Below are 17,701 nucleotides of genomic sequence, written 5' to 3' on the forward strand. Positions count from 1 at the left end.
TTGGGGAACCCTCTTCCGAGGGCATCCAGGGCTTCATCGGATTGCCCTGGCCGGGCGCATCGACCCCGTTTCCCTGAACGGGCGAAATGCCTTACCCTGGCCATCCCTTTGATTCGCGGGCCGGCCCCCCCGGGGACCGGTTCGCGCGCCCGAGTGATCCGCCCCACCCATGAGCGATACCCCTTCCAAGGCTGATCCGCCCCCGGCGGACTCGTCTTCCCGCGCCCCGCAGTCCCGCCCGGCGTCGGCCCGTTCCCCGGGGTCGCGCGGGGGCAGGGCGACGGCGCCTTTGCGACCGGCCCCCTGGCTGGCCCGCCTGCGGGTGTGGCTGGGAATGCCCGCGCCCGTGGCCCGCCCCGGGTCCCGGACACCGGCGTCCCGCAACGGGCCCCCCGCCGACCCCCGGGCCAAGCCCCAGGCCTCGCCGGCCCCGGCGGTGCCCATGCCGCCCTGGACCCGGATCGCCGCCGGCCTGGGCCTGGGGTGGCTGGCCTTGTTCGCGGCCTATGTGTTCCAGGCGGTGGGCTGGGAAAACGTGCTGCTCTACCAGCCCCTGGAGGTCAGCGGGCTGATCTCGGGGGCGCTGACGCCCGTTTTGGTCTTGTGGCTGGTCGCCCTCAACCGAGAGCGCGACGCCGAAACCCGCGCCGAGGCCCGCGCCCTGCGCACGGCCCTGGAGCGCCTGACCTATCCCGACGACGACGCCCAGGGGCGGGTGCGCGCCATCACCGAGGGGCTGGCCGCCCAGGCGGTGGCCCTGGAGCAGGCAACCGCGCAGACCCTGGCCCGGGGCGCCGACATGCGCGCGGCCTTGCGCCAGGAAGCCGAGGCCATGGACGGCGCCGCCGATCGCCTGAGCGCGCGCGCGGCCCAGGCGGCCGCCGGCATCGGCCGGCGGGTGGAAGGGCTGGAGGCGGCCGAGGCCAAGGCCCGCGAGCGCGCCCAGGAGCTGGAAACCCTGCTGGAGCGCCTGCAAGGCCGCTTCGCCGAAGCCGTGGGCCAGGCCAGCGAGGAGGTGCGCGCCTTCCGCGATGCCCTGGGCGGCGACCTGGACCGCCTCGACCTGCTGATCCGCCACGCCGCCGACCAGACCCGGGCCCTGAACGCCCTGCGCGATTCGATTGGCGAACTGGTGGACGGCGCGCGAGACGTGGCGGGCGAGCTGGAAACCCGGGCCACCACCTTGCGCGATTTCTACGCCGAACAGCACCGGGTGCTGTCGGGAACCGGCCGCCAGGTAAGCGAGGAAACCACCCGGATCAACGACACCCTGGGCAAGCAGGTGGCGACCTTGACCCAGATCATGGAAGGGCTGGTGAGCCGGGTCCGGCTGGTGGATGAAACCCTGGCCCAGCGCGCGCGCGGCCTGGCCGAAACCGCCGACGAGGCCCTGGGCCGCCTCAAGGCGGTGGACGGCCTGCTGGGACAGCGGGCCGAGGAACTGGGGCAGGTGATCGAGGAATCGGTGGGGCGTCTGGACGACACCACCGACGCCCTGGGCCAGCGTACCCGCGATCTGGCGGCGGCGGCCAACGAGGCCGGGCGGGGCCTGCGCGCCGGGGCCGAGGTGACCGAGAACGCGCTGAAGGCGCTGGGGGTGGCGATGGGGGCGGTGCGCGACCGCTCGGCGTCCGCGACCGAGGCCGTGCGCGGTCACGCCGAAACCCTGGCCCAGTTGTCCGGGCAGACGGCGGCCCAGACGGAAACCATCCGCGTGACCTTGAAAGGGCACACCGAGGAACTGGCGGGAATGGTCGCGCGCATCCGCGAGCAGATCGATCTGGCCTCGAATGCCCTGGGCCGCCAGGCCCGCGACCTGAACGAGGCCGCCGACGGCGCGACCCGGGCCCTGCGCGAAACCACCGGCCTGATGCGCGAAACCGGGGCCGAGATGACGCAGACCTCCAGCCGCCTGACCGTCGATCTGGAAGGCGTGGTGGGGGCCTTGCGTCAAAGCGCCCTCGACGTGGGCCAGGCCAGCAAGGGCGTGATGGACTCCATCCGGGGCGCCGGGCGCAGCTTGATGGAACAAGCCGGCGTGATCCGCGAGGCGGGCGCGGTGGCGGCCACGGCGGTGGCCGAGGCGGAAGGCACCTTGCGCTCGCGCATCGAGGCGGTGAGCCAGGCGGGCCAGGAGGCGGGCAAGGCCCTGGAGGAAACCACGGGCCGGGTGGAAGGCAGCGCCGAAACCGTGACCCGGGTGGTGGGGGGCCTGGCCACGGGGCTGGGCACCGGCCTGGAGGACATGGAACGGCGCGCCGCCGCCCTGGCCGAGGCGGCCGACGGCGCGGCGGCCCGGATCACGGCGCTGTCGGAAACCCTGGGCAAGGCGGGCCTCGCGTTCGAGGACCGGGTGACCCGGGGCGTCAATCAGGCGGGCCAGGTGGGCGAGCGCCTGCGCGCCGTGGTGGAAGAGGTGTCAACCGGATCGGAGCGGGTCACCGGGGCGGTGCGCGCCGCCGCCGGCGAGTTCCGCCGCGAGATGGGGGCGGGCGCCAGCGAGGCGGAAGGCGTGCTGACGCCCCTTCTGGACACCTTGCGCAGTTTGCGCCAGGAAACCGAGCGCCTGGGCACGGCGGGCGAAACCGCCTCGCAAACCGCCCTGAAGCCGTTTCGCGCCGCGCTTGCCACCCTCGCCAGGGACGTGGAGGGGCTGGGCCCCCGGGGCCAGGCGGCGGCCGAGGCGGCGCTGGCGCCGTTCCGGGCCAGCGTGGCCGAGATCCGCACCCATACCGAACAACTGGGAGAAGTGGGGGCGCTGGCGGCCGGGCGCACCTTGGGGCCGTTTCGCGAGGCCTTGGCCGCGCTCCGCGATGAAACCTCGACCCTGGTTCCCCTGGGGGCCGAGGTCGCCGACAGCACGCTGGCCCCGTTCCGGGCGGCCCTGGAGGCCCTGCGCGACGAGGTCGGGCGGCTCGGGCCCCTGGGCGAGGAGGCGGCGGGGCGCATTCTGGGCCCGGTGCGCCGCGCCCTGGAAGGGCTGGGCGACGAGGTGGACCGTCTGGCCGCCGAGGGCGAGCGCACGGCCGAGCGGACCTTGACCCCGTTTCGCGCCGCCCTGGCCGAGGTGCGCGGCGAGGCCGAGGCGCTGCCGTTCCTGGGGGAACAGACGGCCACGCAAACCCTGGAGCCGTTCCGCGAGGCCCTGGCCACCTTGCGCGCCGAGGCGGCTCAGTTGGGCACCACGACCGAAAGCGCCGCCCAACAAAGCCTGGCCACGTTCCAGCACGCGCTGGCCACCTTGCGCACGGAGGCCCAGGCGCTTTCGCAAATGGGCGATCAGGCGGCCCGGCGCACCCTGGGCCCCTTCCAGGAAGCCCTGGTCCACGCCCGCGCCGAGTCGGAAGCCCTGGCCGACCTGGGGGAGGAAACCGTCCGCCGGACCCTGGCCACGTTCCACGACGCCCTGGTCCGGGCGCAGACCGAGGCCGGGCAACTGGCCGAGCTGGGCGAACAGGCCGCGCACCGGGCCCTGGCGCCGTTCCAAGAAGCGCTGGACCAGATCCACGAGGCCTCGGAGCAACTGGCGCGAACGGGGGTGGAGGCCGGAAAACGGGCCCTGGCGCCGTTCCAGGACGCCCTGGCCCGGATTCACGAGGCGTCGGAACACCTGGCGGATTCGGGCGAGGAGGCCGGCAAGCGGGCCGTGGCCCCGGTTCAAGAGGCCCTGGCCCGCATTCGCGAGCAATCGGAGCACCTCGCCAAGCTGGGCGCCCAGGCGGCCCGGCAGGCCCTGGAGCCCTTCCAGGAAGCCCTCGTCCAGGCCCGCGCCGAGTCCGAGGCCCTGGCCGAACTGGGCGAGAAGGTGGCGGGGCGCACCTTGGAGCCGTTTCGCGCCGCCCTGGCCTCCTTGCGCCAGGAAACCATTCATCTGGCCGAAATCAGCGACGAAACGGCGGCGCAGGGCGTGGCCTCGTTCCAGGCGGCGCTGGCCGCCGTGCACGAACAGATGGAAATCCTGCCGGCCCTGGGCGACCAGGGCGCGGAAGCGTTGCTGGGCCCCTTGCGCGATGCCGTCGCGCGCCTGAACGCCGAAACCGAGCAACTGGGCGAGATCGGGGGCGAAACGGCCGAGACGGCGCTGGCCCCCCTGCGCGCCGGACTGGACGAGGCGCGCCGCGAAATCAAGGGACTGGAAGCCCTGGGCAAGGGCGCCGCCGAGCGCACGGTGGCCCCCCTGCGCGCCGCCCTGGACACGGTGCGCGCCGAGACCCGGGCCCTGGGCGAGGACGGACCGGCGGCGGCCCAGGCCCTGCTGGCGCCCTACCGCGAGGCCATCGAGGTCGTGCGCCACGACGCCCAGGCGCTGAGCGACGTGGGCCAGGGGCTCGCGGAGCTGCTGCGCAAGAACTCGCAGGCCTACGCCAAGCAGGCGGAAACCCTGGTCGCGGTCTCGCGCGAGGCGGACCGGCGCTTGCAGGACATGGAAAAACTGGCCGATTCCCACGATGTCGAGGTTTTCCTGAACGCGTCCACCGCCGCGATCGAGAAGCTCAATTCGCTGTCGGTGGACATCGGGCGGATTTTCGCCCCGTCCAAGGAAGAAGACCTGTGGCGGCGCTATCACAAGGGCGACCAGGGCGTGTTCCTGCGCCACCTGGCGCGTGCCGTGACCCCGGCCCACGCCGACGCGGTGCGCCAGGCCGTGGCTCAGGACCGGGGCCTGCGCGATTACGTGCAGTCCTATGTCAGCGAATACGAGGCCCTGCTGGAAAATGCCCGGCGTTCGCCCCGTCCCGACGTGCTGACCGCGCTGTTCGTGGGGTCCGATCTGGGCAAGCTGTACATGGTGCTGGCCAAGGCGCTGGGGCGACTCGACTAAAGCACCGTGCGTTGAACCGGATCCGGGCGCGGTGCTTCAGCTTCCTGGTTCGACGTTCGACTCCGCCGGAAAGCGGTTCGCGGTTCTCACTTCCGGGGCCCGCTTCCCGCCCGACGGGGCGCGCCCGCGACCGGCGCTCCCTTGTCCCTCTTTTGGAGGAGAAGGGCCGGTCCAGGCGAGGCGCGCAGCCTTTTTTCCGCCCTATTGGGCATTGCTCCCTGAAGGAGCTTTTTTGTTTTCAAGCCCGTTCAGGTGGTTCAAGCCGAGAAGGGGCGGGGGCTTGGGGCCTTCTTTTTACTTCCGATACCCCGTGTTTTTGTGGTTCCTTCCCCGGACGGCGTGCGTGACCCGGGGGGTCGTGCGCGCGACGGTAGGATCCTTCTGTTGCCGGAGTCGCTGAGCCGATGGTACAGTCCGCAGCCATGATTACGTCACAATCATCCGCCGCTGCCGCTTCCCCCTCGTCCGATCCGCGTCCGCACGCGGTGGTCATCGGCAGTGGGTTTGGTGGCCTGGCCGCCGCCGTGCGCCTGGGCGCGCGCGGCTATCGGGTGACGGTTCTGGAAAAGCTGCCCGAGATCGGGGGGCGGGCCCGGGTGTTCCGCCAGGATGGCCACGTGTTCGACGCCGGCCCCACCATCGTGACCGCGCCTTACCTGTTCGAGGAGTTGTGGACCCTGTGCGGGCGCAAGATGGCCGATGACGTCACCTTGGTGCCCCTGGATCCCTTCTACACGGTGCGCTTCGCCGACGGCGAAACCTTCCGATGCAACGGCGATGCCGAGGGCATGCGCGCCGAGGTCGCCCGCCTGTCGCCCGATGACGTGGCCGGCTACGAGCGTTTCCTGAAGGAAAGCGAGGAAATCTTCAAGGTCGGCTTCCAGGGACTGTCCAGCATTCCCTTCGATTCGCCGCTCGACATGCTGAAGGTGCTGCCCGACTTCATCCGCCTGCGGTCGGACCGGTCGGTTTTTGCCCATGTCGCCAAGCACATCAAGAACCCCTATTTGCGCATGGCCTTGTCGTTCCACCCCCTGTTCGTGGGCGGCAACCCCTTCCAGGTGACATCCATCTACAGCCTGATCGCCTACCTGGAACGTCATTGGGGCGTGCACTGGGCCATGGGCGGCACCGGCAAGCTGGCCAGCGGCCTGGCCGGCCTGATCGAGGGACAAGGCGGCGTGGTGCGCTGCAATACCGAGGTCGCGGCCCTGACCCTGGACGGCCGGCGCGCCACCGGCGTGCGCCTGGCCTCGGGCGAGGAAATCAAGGCCGACATCGTCGTGTCCAACGCGGACTCGGCCTACACATACCATAAGTTGCTGCCGTCGGGCTATCCGCGCAGCCTGATGAACAACCGCCTGGATGATGCCCGCCAGTCGATGAGCCTGTTCGTCTGGTACGTCGGCACCCGGGGCACCCAGGGTCTTTGGCGCGACGTGGGCCATCACACCATCCTGATGGGGCCGCGCTACAAGGAGCTTCTGGACGATATCTTCCACAAGCGGATCCTGGCCGACGATTTCAGCTTGTACATCCATCGTCCGACCGTCACCGATCCGTCGCTGGCGCCCGCGGGCGGCGATTCGTTCTACATCCTGTCGCCGGTGCCCAACACGAAGGGCTCCACCGAATGGCCGCAGGCGGCCGAGGCCTACCGCGATCGCATCGCCGACGCCCTGGAAGCCACGCTGCTGCCGGGCCTGCGCCGTCAGATGACCGTGTCGCGCATGATCACGCCCGCCTATTTCCGCGACGCCCTGCTGTCGTGGGACGGGGCGGCGTTCGGCCCCGAACCGTTGTTCCGTCAAAGTGCCTGGTTCCGTCCGCACAACCGCAGCGAGGACGTGGACGGCCTGTACCTGGTCGGCGCTGGCACCCATCCGGGGGCCGGTTTGCCTGGCGTGCTCTCCTCGGCCCGAATTCTGGACAAGGTGGTGCCCGATGCCCGTGTCGTCGCCTGAGTTTTCGCCGTCCCTGCCCGCGACCGCGTCGTCCCTGGCCGCGGTTGCCGCCCTGTCGGCCGAGGATCTCGCCGCCGCTCCCCCGCCCGCCGCCTCCAAGGCGGCGGATGCCGATGCCTGCCGTCAGTCGATCCGCTGCGGATCACTGACCTTCCACGCGGCGTCCTTGTTCCTGCCCTCGGATCGACGCGACCCGTGCTACGCCCTATACGCGTTCTGTCGCCTGGCCGACGACGCGGTGGACAACGAAACCGGGGGGCCGGCCGCCAAGAGCGCGGCGTGCCAGCGCCTGCGCGAGCGGCTGGACCGGGCCTATGCCGGCCAGCCCTGGCCCGATCCGGTGGACCGGGCCTTCGCCGGAATGGTGCGCACCCACGCCCTGCCGCGCGCCCTGCCCGAGGCCCTGCTGGAAGGCATGGAGTGGGACGCCCTGGGCCGCCAGTACGACGACCTGTCGGGGCTGCGCGCCTATGCCGCCCGGGTGGCGGCGGTGGTTGGCGCCATGATGACGGTGATCATGGGCGTGCGCGATCCGGTGGTGCTGGCGCGGGCCTGCGATCTGGGCGTGGCCATGCAGTTGACCAACATCTGCCGCGACGTGGGCGAGGATGCCCGCGCCGGCCGCCTGTTCTTGCCGCGCGACTGGATGGTGGAAGCCGGCCTGGATCCCGAAGCGTGGCTGGCCAACCCGGTGCATTCCGAGGCCCTGGCGTCGGTGATCGCCCGCGTGCTGGACGAGGCCGAGGCCCTGTATGCCCGCGCGCTGACCGGCATTGTCGGCCTGCCCGTGGCCTGCCGCCCGGCCATTCAGTCGGCGGCCGTGCTCTACCGGGCCATCGGCCACGACGTGGCGCGGGCGGGATATGATTCGGTGTCGCGCCGCGCCTGGGTGCCCACCGCGCGCAAGGCCCTGCTGGCGGCGCGGGCCGCGCCGGCCGCGTTCGTGCCGCGCCCGATCGATCCGGCGCCGCCCTTGCCCGAAACGGCGTTCCTGGTCGACGCGGTGGTCGCCGAACCCCTGGTCGAGGCCGCCGAGATCGCCGCCTGCGATGATCTGGGGTTGCCCCGTCCCTCGTCCACGCCCTGGTGGCGCATGGGCGTGCGCATCGCCTGGACCCTGGACCTGTTCATCGAGATGGACCGGCGCCAGCAGGCCCCCCATCTGTACGCCTAGGGGACACGCCGGGGGCCTCCTTGAGGGAGGTCCCCCGCGTGTCGCCCCTGGCGACGGATCGGGAGAGCATGCCATGATGGGAGAACACCTTGCCCTGGCCGAACTCACGCTGGTCCTGGGGGGAGCCCTGGGCCTGTGCGTGTGGCAGTTGATTTCCATTCGCCGTACCCTGGCCCGGGACCGCGCCCGGCGCGACAAGCCCGACGCCTGAGTGAAGGCGGCGCCGGGCCGATGGCCGGGGGTGGGGAAATCATGGTCTTTTAACGCCTCTTCCCTATACTCCCCGGGCGTTTTCATCCGTTCACCGTGCCGTCGCGCGGACCCTTCTTCCTGGGTTTGACGGTGCCTTCAAGGGAGCCTCGCGCCGCCGATGTCGTCCGGTACCAAATCCGGGAACACGGGCCAGGGCCCGGTTCTTGCCCCACGGGCCAAGGCCGGCCCCATCCCGTTCATGGGGGCCACGTCGTGGACCTGGACCTGGACTTACATGGCGGCGGGGGGGCTGGTCGCGGCCGTCCTGGGCGGGCCCGCCTGGGCGCAGTCCGCGGGTGGGTTCGTGGTGGGCGATTCGGCCGTGGCCACGGGCATCGGGCTGCCGATGGTGGGCGCCCTGGGATCGACGCCCGGAACCCTGTCGGCCACCCCGGACGGCCCCGGGCGCTACGTGCCGCTCACGCCGGCCGGCAGCGGGGCGGTCCTGCCCCTGGTGGGCGCCTTGAACGAAGCGCCCTCGGCCGAGCCGGGCGTTTTGCATTTCACGCCGATTGACACCAACCACCTGCCCGATGCCGGCGGGCCAGCGGCTTCCCAAGGCACGCTTTCCCCGGCGTGGTCTGGTGCTTCCGCCGTGGCCCCGGCCGTGTCACCCGCCGCGCCGATGGTGGAGGCGCGCGGGGAGGCCCCGTTGTTCGGGGCGCCGCCGGCTGTCGGGGGAACCGCGTCCCCTTCCCCGGCGGGGCTGAGCGGCGAAACGGGCGTCGCGCCGGCGTTGCCGGTGGCGTTGATGCCGCGCCCGACGCCGGTGGCTCCGGTGGCGTCCGCCCCCGCCCGGCCCGTGCCCGCGCCCGCGCCTCCTCGGCCCGATCCGCTGGCGTCCGGGGAGTCCCTGGTGGAAGCGGACAGCCTGACCCGGGACGACGACCTGGGGGTCATCACCGCCCGGGGCAACGTGCGGGTGGTGGGCGAAAGCCGGATTTTGCAGGCCGATGTCGTCACCTACAACACGGTCCAGGGCATGGTGACGGCGGCCGGCCATGTGGTCTTGATGGAACGCCCGGCCCCGGGACGGCGGGGGCCGGAGGCCGAGACCAGCTTCGCCGACTACATGGAGCTGACCGGAGACCTGAAGGACGGCTTCGTGCGGGGGATCCAGGTCCTGGGGGGCTCGGGCACCCGTCTGGCCGCCCTGTATGGCGAGCGCTCCTCCGATGCGCAAAGCCAGGAGTTCGCGCGGGGTGTCTACACGGCGTGCGCGTCGTGCTCGGGAACGGCGGTGCCCCTGCCCACCCTGACCGGCAACAGCGAGGGCACCCGGCCGCCGCCGCCGGCCTGGCAGGTCAAGGCCGCGCGGGTCACCCACGACGAGGCCGAGCACAACGTCATTTTCCATGATGCCTGGCTGGAAGCGTATGGAATCCCCGTTCTGTACACCCCCTACCTGAGCCAGCCCGATTCCACCGTGTACCGGCGTTCCGGGTTCCTCACGCCGTCCACGGGCTTTTCCGATCGCCTGGGCGCCGAGGTGCAGGTGCCCTACTACCTGGTCTTGGACGACCACAGCGACGCCCGACTCGACTTTCGCTACACCGACAAGCAAAATGCCATCTTCAATGGTCAGTACAATCGGAACTTCAGCCGGGGCGTTTTTTCCTTCGGGGGCTCGCTTGATCCTTACGACGAGGATGGATCGGCCCAGGGGTACTATGAAAGCAACGGGACCTGGCACATCGACCCGGTGTTTCGCGCCCGTTTCGAATCGGGCCTGACCACGCGCCCGGTTTATCTGCGCCGCTTGAACGTGGATCCCAAGGACGGGGGCGACTACCTCACCACCCGGGTGGCGCTGGAAGGCTTTGGCGAGCGTTCGCGCGGATCGGTGGAAAGCTATTATTTCCAGTCCATCACCGAAGGGCTGGCCCAGTCCGGGGTGCCCGCCGTGCCGGTGCTGGCCGACGTGTCGCTGATGAGCGATCCCCTTTGGTCCAACAGCCACGTGGAAGGTTCGGTCAACTCGATGATGGTGCGCCGGCCCGGAGGCACCGACAGCGCCCGCCTGATCGGACGGGTGGGCTACGAGGTGCCGTTCCAAGATGGCGTCGGCGGCGCCTACACCGTGTCGGCCAGCGTGCGCGGCGATGCCTATAACGCCTGGGACCAGACCCTGACCTCGGGCGATACCTACGACGGGGCCACCGGGCGCGTGGTGCCGCAGGGCTCGGTGATCTGGCGCCATCCCCTGGTCGCGGTGGGCGATGGCTACCGGCAGGTGATCGAGCCCAAGGTCGGCGTGTTCGCGGCCCTGCCCAACAACAACCCCGACGAGATTCCCAACGAGGACAGCCGGGTGGTCACGCTGGATACCAGCACCTTGTTCCTGCCCTCGCGCGTGCCGGGACTCGACCGGGTGGAAGGGGGCGTGTGGACCGCCTACGGGATGCACTACGACTTCCGGGGATCAAAGGGCGACGCCCTCGACGTGGACGTGGGTCAGTCCTACCGGGTGGAACGCGACGAGACCGTGTTCAAGGCCGGCTCGGGGCTGGAAAACAACCTCTCCGACATCGTGGCCCGGATCCGGTACGCGCCCGCTCCCGTGCTGAGCATTCAGTACGACACGCAGCTTGACGCCGAGACCCTGGACCCGCAACGTCACGAAGTGCGCGTCACCGGGGGGACCGCCCTGGCCTCGGGCTCGATCGGCTACCTGTTCGCCGATCAGACCACCACCCTGGATGGCGATGTGTTCACCGATCGCGAGGAAATCTCCGGCTGGGTGGCGGCGCGCCTGAGCCGGCGCTGGCAGGCCACCGGGGGGCATGTGTATAGTCTGGACCGGAATACCTCGGTGCGCACCAATCTGGGCCTGACCTATGAAGACGAGTGCCTGCGTGTTTCTTCCTTGTTTTCCCGCGATCACAGCGTGGAATTCGGAATCGAGGGGGGCACGTCGTTCCTGGTGACGCTCACCCTCAAAACCTTGGGTTCCTATACTTTTTCGCCAGGTCTTGGCCTGGGCGACAACCCCAGTTGATCGAGGATCGCCGTGCCGTTGTTCGTTCGCCCTTTTGCGTGCCCTCTCCCGGGCTGTCGCGTTCCCGTCGCGGGGCGGCGGGGGCGCGGGTCCTTCCTGCTGGCCCTGGCCGTGGGCCTTGCCTGGCTGGCCGGACCGGCGGGCGTGTCGCCGGCCCTGGCGCAGGGCGGCCCCGCCCCTGAAAAACGCGCCGCGCCGGCCCAGCCGCTGGCGGGCGAGCGCATCGTCGCGGTGGTGAACGAGGATGCCATTTCAGGGCGCGACCTGGCCGCGCGCATGGATATCGTGGCCGCGACCTCGCGCCTGCCCAACATCCCCGAGGTGCGCCAGCGCCTGGCGCCGCAGATCCTGCGCGCGCTGATCGACGAAACCTTGAAGCTCCAGGAAACCCGGCGCGCCAACATCTCGGTGGGTCCCGACGACATCGCCCAGGGGGTCGAGCGCCTGGAGCGCCAGAACAACCTGCCGCCGGGGGGGCTGGAAAAGGCCTTCAAGGCGGCGGGCCTCAACTGGGACAGCCTGGTCCGCCAGGTCCGCGCCGAAATGGGGTGGATCAAGGTGGTGCAGGCCTCGCTGGTGCCCCGGGTGAGCGTTTCCGACGACGAAATCTCGCTCTACGAAGCCAACTTGCGCCGGAACCTGGGGCAGCCCGAGTATCTGGTGGCCGATATCTTCCTGGCGGTGGACGACCCCGCGCAGGACGGCGAGGTGCGCGCCGCCGCCAACCGCCTCATCGAGCAGATGCGCGAGGGCGCCAATTTCGCCGCCCTGGCCCGGCAGTTCTCGCGCGGGCCCAGCGCCCAGCGCGGGGGAGATCTGGGCTGGGTCGGACCGGGGGACGTGGACCAGGATGTCCTGGCCGTGCTGCGTCAGATGAACCCCGGCAATTTGTCTCAGCCGGTGCGGGCCTTCGGAGGCTATCATATCCTGCTGATGCGCGATCGACGCCTGGCCGGAGCCGGGCAGGGGGCTTCCTTCCCCGTGCTGTCGCGCGTGATCGTGGCCGAGGAGGGCCCCCGGGCCCTGCCGGCCGCCAAACGGGCCTCGGTGATGGAACGGCTCAAGACCGTGCGCGGTTGCGAGGCGTTCAATGCCCTGGCCCGCGAAGTCGGCCCGCCGTCGGGACCCATGGGACCGGTGGACCCGCAGCGCCTGCCCGTCGAGGTGCGCGATGTGGTGAGCCATCTTGAGATCGGCGAGCCCTCGGCCCCCTTGCCCAGCGAGGGGGTGCTGGCGGTCGTGATGGTGTGCGAGCGGCCCCAGGGCGGGATGCCCGACCGCAGCACCATCCGCGAGCGTCTGGCTCAACAGAAACTGGAGGGGCTGGCCCAGCGCCGGCTGAGAGATCTCCGTCAACAGGCAATCATCGATGTCCGAGTGTGAGGGCACCCCCAACCATGGGGCGCAAGAGCCGCTATTAGCGGTGTCGATGGGCGAACCCGCCGGGATCGGCGGGGAAATCGCCCTGATGGCGTGGGAGCGGCGGGCCGAGGCCCTGCCGCCGTTTTTCATCGTGGGGGATCCGGACTGGCTGGCCAGCGTGGCCCGCCGGATGGATCTCGGGCGGGTGGAAGCCATCGATCATCCCAACCAGGCGATCGATACCTTCGCGCGGGCCTTGCCCGTGCTGCCCAGCCCCGTTCCCCTGGCCCGGCCGTCGTGGCCCGGGCATGGCGATCCCTTGAACGCGCCGGCCGTGGTTGGCGCCATTGAGCATACCGTGGCCCTGGTCGCCGCCGGGGCCGCCGATGGCGTGGTCACCTTGCCCATCCACAAGCGGATCTTGCTGGAAGGCGGGTTTACCCATCCGGGGCACACCGAATACCTGGGCGTGCTGGCCGGGCGCCACTGGCCCGATCAGCCGGCCCGCGCCGTCATGATGCTGGTGGGCAAGGGCCTGCGGGTGTCGCCGGTGACGGTGCACATGCCCTTGCGCCGCGCCATCGAGATCTTGGACCGGGACATGATCGTGGCCACCGGCGAGGTGGTTGCCCGCGCCCTGATCGACGACCTTGGCGTTGAATCGCCACGCCTGGTGGTGGCGGGCCTGAACCCGCACGCCGGCGAGGACGGCCGCCTGGGCCACGAGGACCAGGACATCATCGCCCCGGCCGTGGCCACCTTGGTCTCGCGGGGCATCCGGGTGCAAGGCCCGCTGCCGGCCGATACCTTGTTCCACGCCGAGGCCCGCGCCGGCTACGACGCCGCCTTGTGCATGGTGCACGACCAGGCCTTGATTCCGCTCAAGACCCTGGATTTCCACGGGGGGGTCAACGTGACCCTGGGCCTGCCCTTCGTGCGCACCTCGCCCGATCACGGCACCGCGTTTGCCCTGGCCGGCCACGGTGGCGCGCGTCCCGACAGCCTGATGGCGGCCTTGCGCGTGGCGGCGACCATGACGGCGCGCCGCCGCGCCCAGGGCCGGAGTCCGCGTCCGTGAGCCTGCCGGTTGATCCGGCCGGGTCTTCCAGCGCCGCCGCGATGGCGGCGCTGGCCGCCCTGCCGCCGCTGCGCGACGTGATCGCCGCCCACGGGCTGGAAGCCCGCAAGGCGCTGGGCCAGAATTTCCTGTTCGACCTGAACCTGACCGGGCGCATCGCCCGCGCCGCCGGCGACCTGACCACGGGGACCGTGATCGAGGTGGGGCCGGGGCCGGGAGGGCTGACCCGGGCCTTGCTGGCGGCCGGAGCCCGGCGGGTGATCGCGATCGAGCGCGACCCGCGCTGTCGCGACGTGCTGGCCGCCATCGCCGCCGCGTGCCCGGGACGCCTGGAGGTAATCGAGGGCGACGCCCTGGAGGTGGACGCGGCCCGCCTGGGCGACGGCCCCCGGCGCATTGTCGCCAACCTGCCCTACAACGTCGCCACGCCCTTGCTGCTGGGCTGGCTGCGCGACGCCACCGCGTTCACCTGCCTGGTCTTGATGTTCCAGAAGGAAGTGGTCGATCGCCTCGCGGCCCGGCCGGGGACCAAGGACTATGGCCGGCTGTCGGTGATCACCCAGTGGCGGGCGGTGGTGACGCCGCAGTTCGAGGTGCATCCGCGCGCCTTCGTGCCGCCGCCGGCGGTGACCTCGACCGTGGTGCGCCTCGACCCCCGCCCCGAACCCCTGGCCCCCGCCCGCCTGGAAACCCTGGAGCGGGTGACGGCGGCCGCCTTCGGCCAGCGGCGCAAGATGCTGCGCGCCAGCCTGAAGCCGCTGGGCGATCCGCTGGCCTTGTGCGCCGAGGCCGGCCTTGACCCCACCGCCCGCGCCGAAACCATCCCGGTGGAAGGATTCGCCGCCCTGGCCCGCGCCGTGGACGAAAGGGCCAGGGCCCCCTCCCCGCCGGCGGCGGGGAACGCTACAGTAGCGCGGGCCTGACCCCCTCCCCGGGGCCGGGGAGGGCGAGACATCACGAGGAGGGAAAACCGTGGCTCAACTCATTCTTTGCTGCGATGGCGCCTGGACCCGGCCGGTCCCGGGCGCCGAAGCCCAGCCGACCAACGTGGCCCGGCTGCACAACGCCCTGGCCACCCTGGCCGCCGATGGCACCGAGCAGAAGCGCTACTACGACCCGGGCGTGGGCGCCGGGCTGCTCGGGCGCGTTCTGAAGGGCGGCCTGGGCGAAAGCCTGACCGGGTCGGTTCTGAACGCCCTCAAGTGGCTGGCCGAAACCTGGCAGCCGGGCGACCGGATCTTTGTGTTTGGCGGCAGCCGGGGGGCGTGGACCGCGCGCACCGTGGCCGGCGTGGTCGCCAGCCACGGCGTGCTCGATGCCGCCCAGGTGCCGACCCAAGATGAACTCTGGCGTCGTCTGGAAGCCCTGCTCGATGCCGCCCGCCGTCAGGCGGACCCGGCGCCCGAGGTGACTCCCCTGCGCGCGGCCGAGGTTCATTTCCTGGGCGCGTGGGACACGGTGGGACCGCGCGGCGTGCCCCGCGATCTGGCGCTGGCCGGCAAGATCGACAACCCCGCCCGCCTGGCCTTCCCCGACACCACCCTCAGCGCCCGGGTGCGCCATGCCCGCCACGCCGTGGCCATGGATGAAACGCGCCCCAGCTTCACCCCCACCTTGTGGACCGGTCTTCAGGGCCATCCCGACGCGGTCCAGATGTGGTTCGCGGGCGCCCATGGCGACGTCGCCGGCCTCACGGGCGAGGGCGGCCTGGCCGACGCCGCGCTGGCGTGGATGATGGACGAGGCTGTGTCGCAGGGGCTGGCCTTGCGTCCCCGGGTGCGGGGGCGCCTTGTCCTGGATCCGCGCGCGCGCATTCACCGGGCGGCCTCGACCGCCCTGGCCGGCTCGCGCCCGCGTCCGGTGCCGCGCCTCGACGACCCGGCGGCGGCCTTCCATCCCACGGTGCTGGAACGCCACATCGACCCGCCTTTGTCGGAAGATGCCTACTGGCCGACCACCGTGCTGGCCGCCGGCACCTCGGCGACCCTCGACATCCAGGCCCGCGAGCCCTGGAACCGGACGGGGCTGTGGCTGGAAGCCGGGCGTTCCTACCGCTTTGTCGCCCAAGGGCAATGGGTGGATGGCGCGCTCAAGTGCGGTCCGGGCGGGCTGGCCGATGCCGGCAGCCAGACCAGCACCCCGGGCCAGGCGATTTCCGACGCCATGGCCCGTTTGCAAGAGGGGTTGCGCCGGGCCACGGGGGATGCGCACCTGAGCGTGCCGTTGCTGCGCCGCGCCCCGGGCTTGCCCTGGTTCTCGCTGGTGGGCGTGATCGCCTCGGAACCCGCCTTCGCCAAGCCGAAGCACTCCCCCGGGCTTGAAACCCTGGCCCTGGGCGCCGACGCGACCGTGACCCCGGCGACTTCCGGGTATCTGTACGCCTTCGCCAACGACCTGTGGCCCTCGTATGGCAACAACCAACGGTCGGTGCGCCTGACGGTGACGGCCCTTTAAGGAAGGCGGGGCCCGGCTTCGATGAAAGCCGGGCCCTCCCGTGTCTGATCCGGGGAGGCTCGCGTCCCCGGATCCCATCGCGTGAGGGTGTTTTGGGGGCCGACGTGGGAAACAAAATGCACGCGGGGATGCGCGGACCAAAGGCAGGGGCGCCCGGCGGGGCCGCCGTCCTGCTGGCCGGCCTGGGGCTGATGGCGGCGGGCTGCGGTCCGGCCGGGCCTTTCGTCGATTACGAGCAACCCCGCGAAACCCCGGTGATCCGGACCCTTGGCAGCCCGGAACGGGCGGCGGTGTGCTTCCGGGGCGACGCCAAGGCCCAGGCCGCCGAGTTGCAGGCCCTGGCCGATGCCCATTGCGCCAGGCAGGACCTGAAGGCCCGCTTCACCGACATCAGGACCTACCAGTGCTCGGTCTTGCATCCGCACGTGGCCTACTACACCTGCGTGCCGGAGGCCGAGGCGGCCGAGGCGGCTGGCCCGGGGAGCGATAAAATCACCGCGCCGGGTCCCGTGATCGTGCCGCCGGCCACCCGGTCCACCACTCTTGGGGTCACGGGATCGGGGGCCTCTCCGCAGGCCGCGGGAGCCTGGAACGCGGACCCGTTTTCATCCCTGCCCAGCTGGTAAAAGGCCGGCCTGCCGTCAAGGACGCACGTATCCCCGTTTCTTGTGGATAACTTTGTGGACAAGCCCGGGAAGGATGCAAGCCGGGCCAGGGATTCCAGGGAGTCGCCTCCCGTCGCCCAAAAGAGAGGCGGATTCATCCGGGCCGTGAGGCTCAAGCATAAATCTTGAGCCCATGCTCTGCCGCAAACCCTGCATTTAGTTCCAGGCAGGGGACGGGGTGCTCTTAGAACGAGATTTTGTATTCGTAGGCAATTTTTAACGGTTCCCCTGCCGGGGCCTGTCCGCTTCAACGTGACGCGGACGGACTCAAACAAATTTCCACGCGGGAAAGACAACCGGCGGATCGGCTGAAGGCGTGCCCTCCAACACGGTGCGGCAGGCAGGTGTCCGCGCGGTGGGCGTTCTTGTGGATAACTGTGTGGGCGATTTTGAGGGTAACGCAAACCGGCCCAGGGATTCCAAGAGGTTGCCCGCCGTCGTTCACCATGGGGATGATTGCCTCATCCTCCTGAAAAAGCAGGAAAAAATAAAATTCCCGAAGCCGTGCCCGGAAGGGAAGGGGCCGGTGGCGCGTGCTTTCGCCATCCATCGGGAAAACATCCACGTCCGAGATCGGGGACCTCGCGGGAACAGGAGGTGGGGCCTGTCGTTTTGGGTTTTTGTGGATAACGTGGTGGACAAGCCCGGGGGCAAGCGTTGGAAAGAATGGGGAAAACAAGGGCCGGCCCGTGCCGCAGAAGGCAGGGGGCTTCGGCTAATTCCTTGATTCAAAAATAAAATATCGGCATTCATCCGCTTTCCGGGTGTGTGATCCGGTTGGAGGGGCTGGTTTGGTCTCCCCTGGTTCGGGGAAGGCCCCCTGTGCAAAACCGAGTCACGCCGGCGCCTTCGCCTGTCCGCGCGCGGATCCTCGGGGCAGGCGGACCGGGGAGGGGGCACGAGGGGAGCATGCGAGAACCCGAGCGTTCCGC

Annotated in this window: 10 protein-coding genes; all 10 read left to right on the plus strand. The window is 70.7% G+C overall.

Translation table 11 applies throughout. The annotated features are described in order from the left end of the window. Positions 1–289: 289 nt before the first annotated feature. The 10 genes from ROR02_RS09025 to ROR02_RS09065 all read left to right on the plus strand — a co-directional run bounded on the left by ROR02_RS09025 (position 290) and on the right by ROR02_RS09065 (position 16,730). Positions 290–4,822, plus strand: a complete 4,533-nt coding sequence (locus ROR02_RS09025) for a hypothetical protein (RefSeq protein ID WP_147163698.1) — start codon at positions 290–292, stop codon at positions 4,820–4,822. 404 nt (positions 4,823–5,226) lie between these two features. Then, the gene (locus ROR02_RS09030) at positions 5,227–6,786 is read left to right on the plus strand and encodes a phytoene desaturase (protein WP_147163699.1); all 1,560 of its coding nucleotides are present in this window, start codon (positions 5,227–5,229) and stop codon (positions 6,784–6,786) included. After that, positions 6,767–7,960 (plus strand): phytoene/squalene synthase family protein, encoded by a 1,194-nt coding sequence (locus tag ROR02_RS09035; protein ID WP_147163700.1) that lies wholly within the window; start codon positions 6,767–6,769, stop codon positions 7,958–7,960. The genes ROR02_RS09030 and ROR02_RS09035 overlap by 20 nt, the downstream gene beginning before the upstream one ends. 73 nt (positions 7,961–8,033) lie before the next feature. Further along, positions 8,034–8,171: a hypothetical protein gene (locus tag ROR02_RS16610; RefSeq protein ID WP_170245048.1), complete on the plus strand. Its 138-nt coding sequence runs from the start codon at positions 8,034–8,036 to the stop codon at positions 8,169–8,171. Positions 8,172–8,330: 159 nt separating this feature from the next. Beyond that, positions 8,331–11,210: an LPS assembly protein LptD gene (lptD, locus tag ROR02_RS09040; protein ID WP_246135477.1), complete on the plus strand. Its 2,880-nt coding sequence runs from the start codon at positions 8,331–8,333 to the stop codon at positions 11,208–11,210. A 12-nt stretch (positions 11,211–11,222) separates the two neighbouring features. After that, on the plus strand, positions 11,223–12,593 hold the full coding sequence (locus tag ROR02_RS09045; protein WP_246135478.1) for a peptidylprolyl isomerase: 1,371 nt from the start codon (positions 11,223–11,225) through the stop codon (positions 12,591–12,593). After that, complete coding sequence (gene pdxA, locus ROR02_RS09050) at positions 12,580–13,650, plus strand: 4-hydroxythreonine-4-phosphate dehydrogenase PdxA (RefSeq protein WP_147163701.1); 1,071 nt, start codon at positions 12,580–12,582, stop codon at positions 13,648–13,650. The genes ROR02_RS09045 and pdxA overlap by 14 nt, the downstream gene beginning before the upstream one ends. Beyond that, positions 13,647–14,573, plus strand: a complete 927-nt coding sequence (rsmA, locus tag ROR02_RS09055) for a 16S rRNA (adenine(1518)-N(6)/adenine(1519)-N(6))-dimethyltransferase RsmA (RefSeq protein ID WP_407672615.1) — start codon at positions 13,647–13,649, stop codon at positions 14,571–14,573. The genes pdxA and rsmA overlap by 4 nt, the downstream gene beginning before the upstream one ends. Positions 14,574–14,622: 49 nt before the next feature. Further along, entirely contained in the window at positions 14,623–16,104 is a 1,482-nt protein-coding gene (locus tag ROR02_RS09060) for a DUF2235 domain-containing protein (protein WP_147163702.1), read from the plus strand. 128 nt (positions 16,105–16,232) lie between these two features. After that, positions 16,233–16,730, plus strand: a complete 498-nt coding sequence (locus ROR02_RS09065) for a hypothetical protein (RefSeq protein WP_147163703.1) — start codon at positions 16,233–16,235, stop codon at positions 16,728–16,730. The last annotated feature ends 971 nt before the right edge of the window (positions 16,731–17,701 follow it).

Origin of the sequence: Pararhodospirillum oryzae (genome assembly GCF_007992075.1) — a bacterium.
Lineage (GTDB): Bacteria > Pseudomonadota > Alphaproteobacteria > Rhodospirillales > Rhodospirillaceae > Pararhodospirillum > Pararhodospirillum oryzae.